This window comes from Bradyrhizobium genosp. SA-4 str. CB756 (assembly GCF_000473125.1).
GTDB lineage: Bacteria > Pseudomonadota > Alphaproteobacteria > Rhizobiales > Xanthobacteraceae > Bradyrhizobium > Bradyrhizobium arachidis.
Genome location: NZ_KI421499.1, coordinates 1942297 through 1957467 on the forward strand (window position 1 = coordinate 1942297; position 15171 = coordinate 1957467).

The 15171-nt window shown below is 59.2% G+C and carries 13 protein-coding genes and 1 pseudogene; 10 read left to right on the plus strand and 4 right to left on the minus strand.

The features are described 5' to 3' along the window. The first annotated feature begins 28 nt into the window (after nt 1-28). Together BRAGE_RS52580 and BRAGE_RS0109585 are read left to right on the plus strand one after the other, a co-directional pair. Nucleotides 29-337 (plus strand): UBP-type zinc finger domain-containing protein, encoded by a 309-nt coding sequence (locus BRAGE_RS52580; RefSeq protein ID WP_084334408.1) that lies wholly within the window; start codon nt 29-31, stop codon nt 335-337. 130 nt (nt 338-467) lie between these two features. Continuing rightward, nucleotides 468-2042 carry an aldehyde dehydrogenase family protein gene (locus BRAGE_RS0109585; protein WP_084334473.1) on the plus strand — a complete coding sequence of 525 codons (1575 nt, stop codon included), beginning with the start codon at nt 468-470 and terminating at the stop codon, nt 2040-2042. A gap of 507 nt (nt 2043-2549) precedes the next feature. Here BRAGE_RS0109585 and BRAGE_RS51595 read toward each other — a convergent pair. The 3 genes and pseudogenes from BRAGE_RS51595 to BRAGE_RS0109600 all read right to left on the minus strand — a co-directional run bounded on the left by BRAGE_RS51595 (nt 2550) and on the right by BRAGE_RS0109600 (nt 6132). Then, nucleotides 2550-3383, minus strand: coding sequence for a mechanosensitive ion channel family protein (locus BRAGE_RS51595; protein ID WP_051377765.1), 834 nt, complete (start codon nt 3381-3383; stop codon nt 2550-2552). Between the two features lie 409 nt (nt 3384-3792). Beyond that, nucleotides 3793-4570: pseudogene (locus BRAGE_RS52585) on the minus strand (IS5 family transposase). 497 nt (nt 4571-5067) lie between these two features. Beyond that, a complete protein-coding gene (locus BRAGE_RS0109600) occupies nt 5068-6132 on the minus strand; it encodes an IS110 family transposase (protein ID WP_028146232.1) in 1065 nt (354 codons plus the stop codon). On the opposite strand from BRAGE_RS0109600, the gene BRAGE_RS54365 reads away from it, so the two are divergent. Both BRAGE_RS54365 and BRAGE_RS0109605 read left to right on the plus strand, forming a co-directional pair. Continuing rightward, complete coding sequence (locus tag BRAGE_RS54365; RefSeq protein ID WP_108914762.1) at nt 6055-6261, plus strand: hypothetical protein; 207 nt, start codon at nt 6055-6057, stop codon at nt 6259-6261. The two genes, BRAGE_RS0109600 and BRAGE_RS54365, sit on opposite strands and share 78 nt — an antisense overlap. Nucleotides 6262-6326: 65 nt before the next feature. After that, a complete protein-coding gene (locus BRAGE_RS0109605) occupies nt 6327-7067 on the plus strand; it encodes an SDR family oxidoreductase (protein WP_027565182.1) in 741 nt (246 codons plus the stop codon). Nucleotides 7068-7117: 50 nt separating this feature from the next. Here the strand turns inward: BRAGE_RS0109605 and BRAGE_RS0109610 are convergent, their stop codons facing one another. Then, nucleotides 7118-8011 carry a LysR family transcriptional regulator gene (locus tag BRAGE_RS0109610; RefSeq protein WP_027565183.1) on the minus strand — a complete coding sequence of 298 codons (894 nt, stop codon included), beginning with the start codon at nt 8009-8011 and terminating at the stop codon, nt 7118-7120. 48 nt (nt 8012-8059) lie between these two features. On the opposite strand from BRAGE_RS0109610, the gene BRAGE_RS0109615 reads away from it, so the two are divergent. The 6 genes from BRAGE_RS0109615 to ligD all read left to right on the plus strand — a co-directional run bounded on the left by BRAGE_RS0109615 (nt 8060) and on the right by ligD (nt 14945). Beyond that, nucleotides 8060-8860 carry an MBL fold metallo-hydrolase gene (locus BRAGE_RS0109615; protein WP_035729539.1) on the plus strand — a complete coding sequence of 267 codons (801 nt, stop codon included), beginning with the start codon at nt 8060-8062 and terminating at the stop codon, nt 8858-8860. Nucleotides 8861-8997: 137 nt separating this feature from the next. Beyond that, nucleotides 8998-10029 carry an IS110 family transposase gene (locus tag BRAGE_RS0109620; RefSeq protein WP_027565185.1) on the plus strand — a complete coding sequence of 344 codons (1032 nt, stop codon included), beginning with the start codon at nt 8998-9000 and terminating at the stop codon, nt 10027-10029. Between the two features lie 319 nt (nt 10030-10348). After that, a complete protein-coding gene (locus BRAGE_RS0109625; RefSeq protein ID WP_028146233.1) occupies nt 10349-11380 on the plus strand; it encodes an IS110 family transposase in 1032 nt (343 codons plus the stop codon). Between the two features lie 1279 nt (nt 11381-12659). After that, a complete protein-coding gene (locus BRAGE_RS54370) occupies nt 12660-12875 on the plus strand; it encodes a hypothetical protein (RefSeq protein WP_156950843.1) in 216 nt (71 codons plus the stop codon). Nucleotides 12876-13321: 446 nt separating this feature from the next. Further along, nucleotides 13322-13465 (plus strand): hypothetical protein, encoded by a 144-nt coding sequence (locus BRAGE_RS54375; RefSeq protein WP_156950844.1) that lies wholly within the window; start codon nt 13322-13324, stop codon nt 13463-13465. 553 nt (nt 13466-14018) lie between these two features. Beyond that, nucleotides 14019-14945 (plus strand): non-homologous end-joining DNA ligase, encoded by a 927-nt coding sequence (gene ligD / locus BRAGE_RS0109655; RefSeq protein ID WP_027565178.1) that lies wholly within the window; start codon nt 14019-14021, stop codon nt 14943-14945. The last annotated feature ends 226 nt before the right edge of the window (nt 14946-15171 follow it).

The following is a 15171-nucleotide window of genomic DNA, read 5'->3' on the forward strand; positions in this document are numbered from 1 at the left end:
GTTGAAGTAGAGCAGACAAGAGTATGGAATGGCACAAGGCTGCAGGCATTTGGCGGGAATTCGCGACGTTCTTCCCAGTGCCCTTGGGTGCGAAGAATGCCTGCAACTGGGCGATCCATGGCTGCATCTGCGCGTCTGCCGAACCTGCGGTCATGTCGGCTGCTGTGATCAATCGCCCAACCGCCACGCGACGAAGCATTTTCATGCAACCCATCACCCGATCATCGAAGCCTATGATCCGCCCGAAGGCTGGGGCTGGTGTTACGTTGATGAAATCATGTTTGATTTGTCGGATCGGCCGACGCCGCACGGAGGTCCGATCCCGAGATTTTACTGATGCCATGCCGCGCTGCAGGTGGGCCGTAAAGGCGTGGGCAATGCCCGCCCTAAGCGAGACCAACTGATGGCGCATGATGCTCCCGACAATTATCGTCGGTTACGAAAGCCAACCTGGTAAGGGGATGGACATGGTCGCGCGTACTGCCAAACGGAATTCCGATCGAGGCGAAGCCACAGAACAGCCTGGCGCAAAAATTCAAACGATAGACCTGCAACCTTATGATCGCTTCGAACTGCTTCCGATCGCTGGCGACTGGCGCCACGGCCGGGCAGAAAGCAGGTTGGTTGACACAAATCCTTATACCGACGACGTCCTCCTCGAAATCAAGCAGGCCGATCGCAGCGATCTTGATGCGGCATTTGCAGGGGGTGCCAAGGCTCAGGTGGAGTGGGCTGCCTCGGCACCGCCCGTCCGAGCGCACGTATTTCGCCGGGCGGCAGAGATCATGGAAGCGCGCCGCGGCGAAATCGTCGATTGGCTGATCAGCGAATCGGGCAGCACGCGGCTCAAGGCGAACCTCGAGTGGGAAGTGACTCATACCGTCATGCTGTGGGCCACCTCGGTGCCGCATGCCGTCGAAAGCCGCATCATTCCGTCCGACATTCCGGGCAAGGAAAATCAGGTGCGGCGCAAACCGGTCGGCGTTGTCGGCGCGATCAGTCCGTGGAACTGGCCGCTGCACCTGAGCAACCGCACCATCGCGCCGGCACTGGCGGTGGGAAATGCCGTGGTGGTGAAGCCGGCGAGCGATACGCCGGTGACAGGGGGATTGCTGTTGGCGAAAATTTTCGAGGAAGCCGGCCTGCCGGCGGGACTCCTCAACGTCGTGGTCGGCGCGGGCAGCGAAATCGGCGACGCTTTCGTCAGTCATCCCGTTCCGCGGGTGGTTTCGTTTACCGGCTCGACGCCGGTCGGCCGCAACATCGCGGAACTTGCGGCGAAGGCGCCGATCATTAAGCGTGTCGATCTGGAGCTCGGTGGCAATGCTCCCTTCGTTGTGCTCGCGGACGCCGATCTGGATCAGGCCATCGATGCCGCAGTGTTCGGCAAGTTTCTGCACCAGGGCCAGATCTGCATCGCTATTAACCGCATCATTGTCGAGGAGGCCGTTTATCACACGTTCGTCGAGCGCTTCGCCGCGCGAGTCGCGAGGCTGAAAATCGGCGATCCAAGCGACGGTGACACCATGGTCGGCCCGATCATCAACAACTCGCAGCTTCGCAAGTTGATGGAACGCATTGGCCGCGCCCGCGAAGACGGCGCGAAGCAGGTGCTCGGCGGCGAGCCGAACGGATCGGTATTGCCGCCGCATATCTTCGTGAACGTTACTAACCAAATGGAACTTGCGGCAGAGGAAATATTCGGGCCGGTGGCGCCGATCCTCCGGGTCGGCAATGCCCAGGAAGCGTTGGCTGTAGCCAATGAAACGAGTTTTGGATTAAGCGGCGCCGTGTTCACGCGCGACGTGCACCGGGGCATGCACTTCGCCCAGGGAATGCAAGTCGGTATGGCCCATGTCAATGATCAGCCTGTCATCGACTTGCCGACCTGTCCGTTTGGCGGCGAGAAGAACTCCGGCATCGGCCGGTTCAACGGCACTTGGGCCATCGAGGCATTCACCACCGACCAGTGGCTGACGGCACAGCACGCGCCGCGAGGCTTTCCCTGGAATGCTTCCGCCGTACAGGGGCCATGGTCCTGAAGGCGCATAGCACGGACGATGTTGCTCAGCGGACCAGGGGTGGATTACCCCTGATCAACCACGCTACTGGCTTTTGTTTTGGGGACCGCCGCTGCCCCTGGCGCTGTATCGTTATCGGGTGCCGGGACCGCGGGAACGGGGCTTGCATTGGGATGCGTATATGCGCTTCGCGGCGTGTCGGAGCATCAGAACAATGGCAACGCAGACCATCGCGATCAGGTTTGCAAAGAGTACAGTTCTGTTCATGTGATGCTCCTTCGCCCTCGGGTGCAGCCAGTGTGGCAACCACTGTGCCTGCCGTCTTATCGATCATAGCGGTCAGACGGCGCGGCGCATTCATGACACGCAACCTCTGCTACAGCGCCACCTGCAAGGCATCACGTGCGCTCGCAAGGAGGGGATCGGCGATGTCGTCGTATGATGGCTGAGCCGATCGACGAGGTCAAGGCGGCGGTCGAACTCGGAGCCGATAGGAAGGACTGAGACAATGACGATCTCGGGAAACGCTTATCGTCGGACATCTTCCGAGCCCCCTTCGCGCGCCCGATCAGCGGGCCCTTGTCTCGGGCTTCGGGCCACCAGCGCTCCGATGCGGTCCAGCACCTGCTGCTTCACGGCGTCCACCTCGGAAGGCTTGACCCGGGCGGTCATCGTGAGTTCGACGACGGGCCGGTCAGCGTTGGTGATGTCGATGACCCGGGAAACATGAACGGTCGGCTGGCTTTGCAAGTTCGGATTCTCGCGCAGATCCTGCAGAACGCACCGGGCGATTGCATCGGCGGCGGGCCCCGCGGGAACGGGGAACGAGACCTTGAGCTCGCCCGTCGCGGGATAGGCGCTGCGATTGATGATCGGCTGGCCCCAGACCGACGCGTTAGGCAACAGTATCTGGGCGTTGTCGGGTGCTTTGAGCTCGGTCATGAAGAGCGAAAGCGACCGCACCTCTCCGGCCTTGCCGCCGACCTCGACATCGTGGCCGATCCGGAACGGTCGGAAGACGAGCAACATGACGCCAGCGGCGAGATTGGACAGCGTTCCCTGCAGGGCGAGACCGATGGCAAGCGAGGCGGCGCCCAACACCGCGACCAGACTGGCGGTCTGAATTCCGAAGAGCTGCAGGACGGCGATGCCGATCACGGCGAGGATGGCGTAGCGCGCCAGGCTGGCGACGAAGGCCGTAACTAGCGCGTCCACCTGGTGGGTCACCGTCAGCAGGCGGAACACGAAGCGCTGCGCCGCTTCTGACAGCCACCAGCCGAAGATCAGAAGAAGGATGGCGTACAGCGCCTCCAGCCCGTACATCACCAGCGAAGACTTGAGAGCTTCGAAGTTGAGCATCATGTCGCCTCCGCAATAGATTCCGAAACGCTTCTCGGACCCTATCGATCCATGCGCCGGCGAGGCGGCCTATCCTGGAGTGCGTCGAGATGCGGGCATAAAGCACCGTCAGAAATACATCCGCGACCGATGCGTTTTTGAGCTTCGGTTCGATCCTATGCGGATTTGCCTTGGCAGCGGAGCGACCAAAGGCAATCAAACATTCACTGCGTCATGCCGGCGTAACGGCTCAACGACCAGCCGATGGTCGGGAAAATCTTTCAAAAATTGACGATTGCCGGGGCTGCGCTCTTAGGTTCAATCTAAGTTCTCTAGCACGCGCATTCTGGTCAGCGCACGAGCAACGTACGCAAATCCCGAGGGCCAAATCCCGAAAGTACATGACAGGAGCAGGTTATGGCCGCAAAGGGAGTCACATTTCTGGGACCCTAGAAGCTCTAGGACCGGACTCATTAAGGCGCAACCATAGCCTGATTGACGCGAGTTGAACGAATGCGAGGTAGTTGGCGGCGAGCCTATCGTAGCGCGTCGCCACCCGACGACATTGTTTGATCCTGTCGAAGAACCGCTCGACCTGGTTGCGATAGAGATAAGAGCTGAAGCAGATCGGCTCGCTGCGATTGCTTTTTCGGCGGGATGTTCGCCCACGCGCCCTTCTTCATGGCAAGCCCCCTGATCCCGTCCGCGTCATAGCCACGGTCGGCAAGCAGCATTGACCCGGATTTCAGACGAGACAGCAGTTTTCCGGCAAGCCGAACGTCATGGGCCTCACCGGGGCTCAGCGCCAGCCGTACTGGCAGACCATTGCCATCGACCAAAGCATGGATTTTGCTCGTCAAGCCACCGCGGGACCTTCCCATCGATTGGCGCTTTCCTTGTGATGCAGGCTCCATGCTGATGCACGCGGACAATGGAGGTGTCGATCATCTGGACAGCGCCATCATGGGCAGTGGAAAGCGCTTCTATGATGCGGCCCCAAACACCGGCTCGCCGCCACCTGACGAAGCGATTGTAGCAAGTGGTGTATGGGCCAAACGCCGTCGGCAGATCACGCCAGGGTGCTCCTGATCGGAGGACCCAGAAGATGCCATTCAGGACCCGCTGTCGTTCACTCGAGGAACGCCACGCGGCTTGTTCGGCAGCATCGGCTTGATGGCGGTCCATTCATGGTCGGCGAGTTCGTAGCGCATGATTCGAGGCCCCAGTTCGGGAGTTTGAATAAGCAGTTCGGCCAACCGCAACGCTCCTGGCCCGCTCCTGGTACGGCGCTTACGGACAGGAGCGGACATCAACCAGCCCTCAATCTCTGCCAAATGCGTCGAAAATGACCCAATGTATGGTCCGGCCGTGCGGTGCAAGAAGATTTCGACGATGCGGTAGATACGGTCTTGCATCAATGTATCCGGCCTCTGCTTGGAGCGGAGTGCTCCGGGCCATCATGGATATCAGCGCGCATGTGATCTGGTTAGCGGACAGGCCTCGACCGGGCCATTTGGGTCACCAGGGTTCGCATGCGTCGGGAAGACCGATTCTCCATCGTCGTGTCATCCTCTCGCAGACCTCGGCAGGTAAGGGTATTGTTACGTCATCGATAGCTCCTCACTTCGCGCTGTTCCTTTGTTCGTGCCTGGCGGTCGTTCCTTCGTCCCGGCCTGCGCGCGCAGACGCGCCGCGCACGGCGCGAGGATCAAGCAGATCCAGACGCCGTCTCCTCCGTCTTGACGCACGTGAAGGCGCGTCCCTTATTGAGGACCGCCCAGGCGATCCGGGCGAGCTTGTTAGCGAGCGCAATCGCCAGCACGTTGTGATGCANTCGTTTCTTGGCGNCTTCGATCCAGGAGTTGAGGCCATAGCGCTCCCAACACCTGACCTTGACCAGCACAACCCACGCGGCTTGCACGAACAGCGCGCGCAGGTAGCGATTGCCGCGCCTTGAGATACTGCCGAGGATCGTGCGGTCGCCGGTCGATATCTGCTTCGGCACCAGTCCTAGCCAGGCGCCGAAGTCGCGGCCTTTCGAGAACACGTCTCCCGTGCCGATCGCGGCCACCATTGCGCTCGAGATGATCGGGCCAATGCCAGGCACCGTCATCAGTCGCTGGCAGGCCTGATCTTGACGGGCCAGTGTTTCGATCTCGTTCGATAGCCCCTCGATACGCTCATCCAGCCGGCGCCAGTCTTCCGCCAGACCCTCGATGATGCGCAACATGCGAGGCGAGAGCACATCGGCGCGTGTCGCCAAGATACCCNGCAACTCGAACCGCAGGGCATGCAGGCCCTGCCGCACGGCGATGCCCCGCTCCAGCAGGAACGCACGGATCTGATTGATGGCGCCGGTACGCTGACCGACCAATCGATCGCGGACGCGGTGCAGCGCCTGAAGGTCGAGCTGATCGGCGGTCTTGGTTGCGACGAACTTCATGGTCGGGCGTTGCACCGCCTCGGCGATGGCTTCCGCATCTCGGAAGTCATTCTTCTGTCCCTTCGAATACGGGCGCACGTATTTCGCCGGCATCAGGCGGGCGTCGTGGCCAAGCATGTGGAGTTTGCGGCTGAGATGATGGGCGCCAACGCAGGCCTCCATACCGATCACGCACGGCGGCAGGTTGGCGAGCCGCGTTTCCAGCTGGCCGCGTGACCACTTCTGCCGCAGCACGATGGCACCGCGGTGATCATGACCCACGATGTGGAACGAGTTCTTGCCGATATCGATGCCGATCACGGCGATCGCTGCGTTGAGTTTCCGAGACATGGCGTGCTCCTTGTCTTGAGCGCCCCTTGCCAGCTTCTCGTGCTGGCAGGGCCGGAGCACGGCCGGACCATCCCATTAGCGGACAAAATCGCAGCTTTGATGCGTGCATTTGTTCGCAGCGGCGGTTGAAAAACGCGCATTCAAGTTCGCTCCGCCATCAACTACGTTTCGCTTGTTGTGACGAGGAACGGCGAATGAACGGGATTATAGACAAGGTAGCCCTAATCCTTGGAGGGGCTGGCGGCATCGGATCGGCAGCGGCCCAAGACCTGGCGGCCAAAGGAGCAAGGGTTGCGGTCGCCGATATCAATCAGGCGCAGGCTGATATTGTCGCGAAAAGAATCCAAAGCAAGGGTGGTGTTGCTCGCGCCTACGGCGTGGACATTACAAACAAAGACCTGGTGAAAGCTCTCGTCGAGCAGGTCTTGCGCGACTATGGCGCGCTGGACGCACTGATCAATTGCGCCGGAATAATGTTCGTCCGTCCCTTGAGCGAGATCAACACGGAAGAATGGGAGACGACGATTGATCTGAATATCAAGGGGGCCCTATGGGCTATCGCCGCCATTCTTCCTGTATTCCTCGAACAGCGGCGAGGGCATATCATCAACCTCAGTTCGGTCCACGGATTGAAAGTGTTTTCCCCTGGCGGGGCTGTGCATTCGGCCTCGAAGTTTGCTCTTCGAGCACTGTCCGAGGGGATGAGAGCCGAACTCGCGAACACGCCCATACGGTCCAGCCTGATCACGCCAGGTGCCGTCGATACCGGTATGCAATACAAGACGACAGGCTCCGACAGCGCCCGCATGCTCGCGATCTATAAGAATGCGATACCTGCTGAAGCCGTGGCTCGTGCCATCACGTTTGCAATGGAGCAGCCCGCCAATGTCGACGTGAATGAGATAGTGGTCCGTCCGACAGATCAAGCAATCTGAACGTGAGCGCGACGTGGACTGAAGCAAGAGTTGCCGCTGACTGACGCGACTTATCGCTCCTTCTCAAAGAAGTCAGGTTCATTGGCGAAAACGAAAGCGATATGCTCTGCAACGGCTCTGATGTGGAGACTGTCCCGATTTTGTCGCCTGATGATCAGCCAGAGCTCACGTGATGGTGGTTCGGGCTCCAGCTCGCAGACTACGAGTTTATCATCCATTTTGCCGATGAAGTGCGGGAGAAGCGCGATGCCTGCACCCGCTCTAGCCGCGACAGATTGAGAGGACTGACTGTCTGTCCGAAATGACATGCGGTTGCGGGCGAAGTGTCTGGACAGCCAAAGCGCTTCCGGCAAATGGGCGTTCACCTCGTCAAATCCGACGAAAGTCGGATCTGCGCCGGCCTTAATGCGGCGCCGGTAGTCCGCAGTAGCGTAGAACCCGAATGCGATCGACCGCAACCGCTTGGCAAGAACGTCTCCATCCTGGGGTCGTCCAAAGCGGACGGCAATGTCGGCTTCATGCCGCTCCAGGCTCACCGTCCGAAAGTCGGTCGCCAGATTGATGTCGATCCCCGGATACTTTCCACAAAGACCAGCGAGACGAGAGGCGAGAAAAAGCTGTGAGAGACTTGGTGGTGCATTGACGCGCACAAGCCCAACAGGCTGGTCGTCCCGGCTCCCACGGCTCAGGTTGGCCGCCGCCGTCTCCATCTCGTTCGCCGGTCCGAGCAAGCGTGCGCCTGCTGGAGTGAGCACGTAGCCATCCACACGCCGGTCGACCAACCGTTCGCCTAAAGATCGTTCCAATGACTGCACGCGGCGTGCGACTGTCGCATGATTCACCGACAGCACGCGGGCGGCGGCTGACAAACTGCCGTGGCGAGCAAGCGCGAGAAAAACCCGCACATCCTCCCAATCTAGCGCTGTGCGTTTTTTATCAGCCATTGAGAAAGGATAGTGGATTTCTCTCAGAGCGTCAGCAGTTTATCGGCGATGAGCCTCAACAACGAAGAATGCGCTATGTCCCGTTCCATCACTCTCACATTGATTGGTGGCCCAACCGTGCTCATCGAGTACGGCGGCTATCGCCTGCTTACCGATCCCACTTTCGATCCCCCGGGCCAGTATCAAGGCCCGCACAGCCCTGTAGGGCATGTCAAAACTGAGGGGCCGAGCATCCCGATAGCCGAGATTGGCAAGCTGGACGCGGTTTTGCTGAGTCACGATCATCATTTCGACAATCTCGATAATGCGGGTCGATCACTGCTGCCGACGGTCAAGGCGGTCTATACGACCATGGCGGGGGCGCAGCGCCTTGGTCAAAATGCAATTGGTTTCAATCCCTTCGAAACTCGACTTCTCGAAGAAGACGGTCGCGAAAGATTGATAGTGACTGCCACCCCCGCACGCCATGGCCCCATCGGTATCGATGTTGGAGATGTCGTGGGCTTCGCTCTCGGAACAGAGATGCCCGGCGACTTAGTCTACATCACGGGTGATACTCTCTGGTTCGATGGCACGGCTGAGGTGGCGCGGAAGTCTTCGCCGAGGGTTGTCATCCTGCATACTGGTGCGGCTGAACCTCGTGGCCGTTTTCACATGACGATGGGGAGCGAAGATGCGTTGGAGGCTGCACACGCCTTTCCAGATGCCGTTCTTGTTTCTGTGCATAACGAGGGCTGGGGCCATTTGCGCGAAAGTCAGGACCAACTCATCGACGTTTTCGCTGCGTTCAATTTGTCCAAGCGTCTAAGCCGGTTTGAGAAAGGCAGACCCTTGACCATTTCGTGGTAGTGAGACCTTCCGTCCAACCGGCAAATCTTTCATCTTCCCAGTGTCCGCTTGTGATGCTGTGGACGGCTCCTCCACCGGCACGAGAGTGCCAAGGAATGGGCGCCGTTTGAGGCTCCCACGATTCGGAGGAGCAGCCTATGCAGTCAATTTCGACGATCGGTCTGGATATCGCGAAGTCGGTCTTCCAGGTGCACGGCGTTGATGCAGCCGGCCAGGTGGTCATACGCCGTCAGTTGAAGCGTCGGCACGTCCTGGCGTTCTTCCAGAAGCTGCCGCCATGCCTCGTCGGGATTGAGGCTTGCGCCTCATCGCACTATTGGTCCCGTGAGCTGGAGATATTGGGGCATACGGTGCGGTTGATGCCTCCGGCCTACGTGAAGCCCTACGTCAAGCGGCAGAAGAACGACAGCACCGACGCGGAGGCGATTTGCGAGGCGGTCACGAGACCGAACATGCGGTTCGTGCCGGCCAAGACGGTCGAGCAACAGAGCTGTCTGATGCTTCATCGCGCGCGCCATCTCTTCATCCGCCAGCAGACTGCCGTGATCAATTCGATCCGCGCCTATTTTGCCGAGTTCGGGATCGTCGCCCCTGTCGGGCGCAGGGGTGTCGAGCAGCTGCTGGAGGTCGTCGCCGATACCGCCGACCGCCGGCTCCCGGAAGTGGCCCGTGCATGTCTTGCTGCTCTCGGCAGTCAGTTGCGGGCACTGAAGGCTCAGATACTGGAGTTCGACAGACGCATCATCGCCTGTCATCGATCAAATGCGACGAGCAAGCGGCTGGATGCGATCCCCGGCGTCGGGCCAGCGTTGGCAACAGCCTTGGTCGCCAGCATTGCCGATCCCAAGGCTTTCCGATCGGGACGGGACTTCTCGGCCTGGGTGGGGCTCGTACCGAAACAGAACTCGAGTGGGGGCAAGGACAAGCTCGGCAGTATAAGCAAACAAGGGGATCGCTATTTGCGTAGCCTGTTCACGGCTGGCGCGCTCGCAGTGATCCGCTATGCCAAGATCCATGGTACCGATCATCGGCCCTGGCTCACTCGATTGTTGGCTCGGCGCCCCACCAAGGTTGCCGCTATCGCACTCGCCAACAAACTCGCGAGGATGGCATGGGCGATGATGGCCAAGAATGAAGGCTACAAGGAACCCGCCGCTCTTGCGGCGTGAACGAAATCACACCGGACAGCCCGGTGTGACGTCACGGTTGGGAGGGCGAACAGCACGTAATGCAGTGCCGGTCGATCCGGCGATCAGGACAACCCACATGGGCCACAGCATCATCGAATGCGTGCTTTTGACCGGGACCTGATCCGCGGAGGGCATTATGGCCAGCGGTCATGGGTACCGCACGAACAGGCCGAACACATGGCTGCTCCGACCAATGCTGCAAAGTGAAGATTCTCCTTGCCAACCCGGAGCCAATGGTATGGACCCCGCCCTCGCCGCGGTGGAATCTCGAGCGTCAACTGCAGTGAAGGAGGATATCATGCAGGTCGTTCGGATAGGTCTAGATCTGGCGAAGTATGTCTTCGAAGTTCACGGCGTCGACAACCACGGGAAAGTCGTTGTGCGAAAGAGGTTGCGTCGCGATGCGGTGGCCGGCTTTTTCGCCAATTTACCGGCCTGCCTGGTCGGCATGGAGGCTTCCAACGGGGCCCACTATTGGGCTCGCGTGCTCACGGCGCTTGGCCATCAGGTCCGACTGATCAGCCCTCAGTTCGTGACGCCATACGTCAAGTCAAACAAGAACGACCAGAACGATGCGGAAGCCATCTGCGAAGCGGTCGGCCGTCCGTCCATGCGCTTCGTGCCACCGAAATCAACCGATCAGCTGGCGGTACAGGCTGTCCACCGCATTCGCCGACGCCTGGTCGCCGACCGGGTCAGGCTCGCTAACCAGATTCGCGGTCTTCTGTCCGAGCATGGCATTGTCATTGCCCGTGACATCGCGCAGCTGCGGCGCGGCCTCGCTGTCATCGTAGGGAACATCAATGACGGCCTCAGCGAGATGCTCCGGGCGCTCATGAGGGAATTGCAAGAGGAGTTGTCCGAGCTTGATACCCGCGTTGCAGCCTATGACCGGCGGATAAGGGAAATCTTCCGTACGAATGAGCAGTGCCAGCGGCTCGGCAAAATCGAAGGCGTCGGACCTGTGACGGCAACAGCCTTGATCGCCGCCGTGGGCGATAGAAGCTGTTTCAAGAACGGCCGCCAGTTCGCGGCTTGGCTTGGCCTGGTGCCGAAGCAGCGGTCCAGTGGAGGGCGGGCCCGCTTGTTCGGCATCAGCAAACGCGGCGATCGATACCTGCGGACGCTGATGATTCACGGAGCTCGCGCCGCTTTAAGCCGGACCACTGGCAAGCAGGATCCGCGAAGCCTCTGGCTCGGCAAAATCCGGCAACGGCGCCATCCCAATGTCGCGGCCGTGGCTCTTGCCAACAAGAATGCGCGGATCGTGTGGGCTATGCTCACAGGCGACGCAGCTTATGAGCCGGCGCTGTCGGTGAAGGCGGCCTGAAGCGAAGCGGCAATCAAGGAAAGGAGGTCTCACCCGGCAATTGCAACAAATGGCAGGAGATGGCGAAACGGCCACCCCGTCGCTTCCCGAACCTGATGTGTGGACCGGCACGGCTTNCGCCGATGTCTCGGGGCCGTTGAGGTGGAAGCGGGCGAAAACCATCGAGGCTCGCGGCGGAGACATTGTCCAGCCGCATCAAGAAGCCGGATATACGTCTGCAGTTGTGACCGTCGATCCTGATCAAGCCGGTCGTTGCAATCGGGCGGGGTCCATATACGTCCACACATGGGCCCATCACCGAAGTTACGACACCGCTCATTGAGGTCCGCTTAGCCGGGCGGAGCGGACTGGATGTGCTCGCGCTGAGTTCTTCGCATTTTGACCCGCAGCAGACTTCTCACCGCTCGCCCTTGAGAGTTGTAGACCCGCCGGCTGAGGCCGTTAGCCTTCCTTTAGCCCACCTTGGTCCCGCGGCGAGCAGATGCTGTCGGCTCAAGGCGACGTGAAACCAGATCAGGACCCTTGCGCTATCAATGTAGAAGCCGTGGTGGAGCCGGATCCAATGAGTCGTCAGCGAAACTCCGAAATCGCCTTCGCCAAGGTCCGTCACGGTAGAGTTGCAGGTCGGTTGTGCCCGAACTGCACTGCCACGTCGCGACAAACACTTGAGATCTATTCTCACCGTCAGCGTGGTGCGAAATTTGGTATCGAGCGAGGCCCGGCTCCACTGTGTGCGTAGAGACTATAAACTCGTCGGTAGCGAAGCAGCGGGTGACTCTATCGTTCCCTTCGATGTCTCGGCCGTACTGCCGGAGCAGGATGTCAGTGAGCCTAATAATCTCCGCGACGGCTTCCCGGTCGAGCGCCGTCCTGCTAGCAGAGCGTCGTCTAACCAGCCTTTTCGATCGCTCGATTACTTTCGACTTGGCGTAGCTCAACAGGGCCGCGATCTGATGCGCGACGTACGTTGTCGCCCGCATTTTAGGCTCCCCGGAGTGATCACTAGACCCACTACAACGTGGACCTGCGTTTTGTGTTCCGTGACCTTACAGATAGTATGCTATTTTTGGTTGTTATCCATCAAAAGTGGACACAGCATTGAGTTATCCAGTCCGACGTGTTGCGCGCCTCTTTATGCCGTTCCGGGAATACCGCAACAACGGCCGGGCAGCCATGGACGCGATCTTGCGGCCTCCTATCGCGACACTCGCGTGCTCGTCGGCCGCTCAAGGGCGACGAACCCAGCGATCTCCCGGTGACGCGGCCAGCGAAGTTCGAAGTGATCATCAACGTAAAAGCGTTCGGTATCGAGCTGCCGACCTTTGCTCGCAGACGAGATGATCGAATAAGGCTTACTTTGCAGCACGTCCGGAATTGGCCGTGGGCTGCCTTTTCTCTTCTGCGCAAGAACGTCGGCTATCCAGCCGCGAGCGGACCATGGATCGACAATGCCAAGACAGCCCTCTCGGTGAAGAATGGACCGCAAGATTACTGAGGCAATCTTCGCGCCAGCGTATCACTCGCGATGCTGGCACAAACCGCATAGACCTCCACTTCTCGCGGGAGCATTCTGCTACCTATCCGTGTGGATCGGGAGGGCTATGGTCAGCACAATCCTGTTTGATGCCGCCCTGATTGCTGTGGGCGTGTTCAACGCCGTACTAGTGACTTTGCTCATCCTTTCGTACTGAGGATTTTCGGCGCGTACCCTGCCTTGGGGGCATTTTTCCAGTTTGCTCGAAGGCCGAGCCGCTTCGCCGGGGGGAGCGAGGGAGGATAGTTCCCATCGCGCCGTCGGAACTTTACTCTTTCGGACCCAATCGGTTCCGAGCCGTCCTCAACCGGCCGGCCGTCTGTTCAAAGGCCCAGCGCTCACTCTCGCGGCTTGACTTGTCTGTCATATCTTGTTCTCGCGCTGTCCGTCCAACCAAGGATGGAGCCATGGACAACCGCGTAGCGAAACCCGAAAAAGTAATCAGAGCACTCCGTATCAGCATGCGCGAGGCTGAAGCCATCATGCATGAACAGATCAATAAGCTACCGGCAGCGCTGCAACGGTTCGTTTCGGCTAAAAGGAACCGGTAACGTTACTCACGCTGACTCAGTCATCGCCTTGCTTCGTCGGGGTATCTAAACTCCATGACCCTAGATGATTCCGCGCGTCAATCCGCGACAAAGCCGGGTCGACCTCGTCGCTGTCGATGACATCGATTATTTGATCTAAGGCCTCGATGGCCCCGAAGGGATTCACCGGATTAAGGTACTTGCTCAAAGCTACGCGCGCACACCGCATCGCGGCCAAGCATATCTCAGCATCCGTTCTTTTCACTGCAACACCCCCAGCTCGCTCTTCGAACCTAAGTGCGCCGCGGAAAGTAGGTTCCTAAACACCGCTGAGTGGCCAGTCTCCTGAGCTACTCACGCCTACCTGAAACGCTTTATCACACCGCGTTCTCTTGCCGTTCGGCCGACGTTCTCGTTGACCTTTAAAATACAACCGGGAAACGCGATTGCGGTTGTATCTGAGGACGCGCAGGAACTCCGGGCTCGATTTTGCGTTCGAGACTCGTTCATTGAGGTAGGTAGACTGCCCGCCGTTGGTCCCAGCCTGACGGCGGGCTTTTTGTGAGTTGCGTGAGTGGCAAAGCGTACCAAGGCACCGGCAAAAAAGCCGGGTGCTCCACCGATGCCGGGGTTCATTGCCCCCCAGCTTGCGACCCTGAAGATCAAGGCGCCTTCGGGGGCTCAGTGGATTCACGAAATCAAATACGACGGCTACCGTATCCAACTCCACATCGACGGCGACGACCGGCGCGCCTACACGCGCAACGGCCACAACTGGATTCACAAATTCTCCGTCATCGCCGGCGCCTTCGACATCGAAGGTCAGGCGATCATTGACGGTGAGGTCGTCGTTATCCATGAAGGGCGACCCAACTTCTCCGAGCTGCAGGCCGATCTCGCGAGAGGGGATCAGGATCGCTTAGTTTACTTCGCCTTCGATCTCCTTTGGCTTGATGGCCAAGACCTCCGGAAGCTTTCCCAGCTTGCGCGTAAGGAGCTGCTAAAGGAGCTAATCGAGAGTAACAAGATTAAGGAGCCTATTCTCTACGGCGAACACCATGAAGGTGACGGGCAGGCGCTCTTCGAGGCAGCCAAGAAACTGAACTACGAAGGCATCGTCTCCAAGCGGGTAGATGCTCCTTACCGGTCGGAGCGGGTTGAAGCCTGGCAGAAGATCAAAGCCGTCCAGAAGGGCAAATTCCCGATAGTCGGCTTCATAAAAGATCCAACTGGTGTTGCCGCTCTCTATCTCGGCCGACAGGAAGGGAAGGAGCTGCGCTATATCGGCAAGGTCGGGACAGGTTGGAGCCGGACCACGTCGCGCAAGATCAGGGATAAACTCGATACTGTAGTCAGCCCGAAGAGTAGATTGAGTAAGCAACTCAAAAAGCCTAAGGCTACCTGGGTCGAACCGAAGTTCGTTGCCGAAATCGAGTATCACGACCTCACCACTGAAGGACTACTACGCGCTAGCTCATTCAAAGGTCTAAACCGGAATTAAACTTATGTTCCTGCGGCCATCTGCCTGCAGACGTACAATCGATACCATCATCAGAAAGGAATATGCGATGGGATCGAAGCGCCGGCGATTCAAGCAGACAGACTCTCTCGAAACGCGGCTCGCGCAATTTGCAAAGGATGCGCGTGAGCGAGCAGACGGAAAGCCTCCGGGAGATGAACGTAACGCCTTGCTCAAGCGAGCACGCAATGCAGATCAAGCAATCGAC

Bases quoted from the DNA above. Each gene is read 5' to 3' on its own strand.
- BRAGE_RS52580 (WP_084334408.1), top strand. From the start codon at position 29: ATGGCACAAGGCTGCAGGCATTTGGCGGGAATTCGCGACGTTCTTCCC.
- BRAGE_RS0109585 (WP_084334473.1), top strand. From the start codon at position 468: ATGGTCGCGCGTACTGCCAAACGGAATTCCGATCGAGGCGAAGCCACA.
- BRAGE_RS51595 (WP_051377765.1), bottom strand. From the start codon at position 3,383: ATGATGCTCAACTTCGAAGCTCTCAAGTCTTCGCTGGTGATGTACGGG.
- BRAGE_RS54365 (WP_108914762.1), top strand. From the start codon at position 6,055: ATGACCCACGATGTGGAACGAGTTCTTGCCGATATCGATGCCGATCAC.
- BRAGE_RS0109605 (WP_027565182.1), top strand. From the start codon at position 6,327: ATGAACGGGATTATAGACAAGGTAGCCCTAATCCTTGGAGGGGCTGGC.
- BRAGE_RS0109610 (WP_027565183.1), bottom strand. From the start codon at position 8,011: ATGGCTGATAAAAAACGCACAGCGCTAGATTGGGAGGATGTGCGGGTT.
- BRAGE_RS0109615 (WP_035729539.1), top strand. From the start codon at position 8,060: ATGAGCCTCAACAACGAAGAATGCGCTATGTCCCGTTCCATCACTCTC.
- BRAGE_RS0109620 (WP_027565185.1), top strand. From the start codon at position 8,998: ATGCAGTCAATTTCGACGATCGGTCTGGATATCGCGAAGTCGGTCTTC.
- BRAGE_RS0109625 (WP_028146233.1), top strand. From the start codon at position 10,349: ATGCAGGTCGTTCGGATAGGTCTAGATCTGGCGAAGTATGTCTTCGAA.
- BRAGE_RS54375 (WP_156950844.1), top strand. From the start codon at position 13,322: ATGGACAACCGCGTAGCGAAACCCGAAAAAGTAATCAGAGCACTCCGT.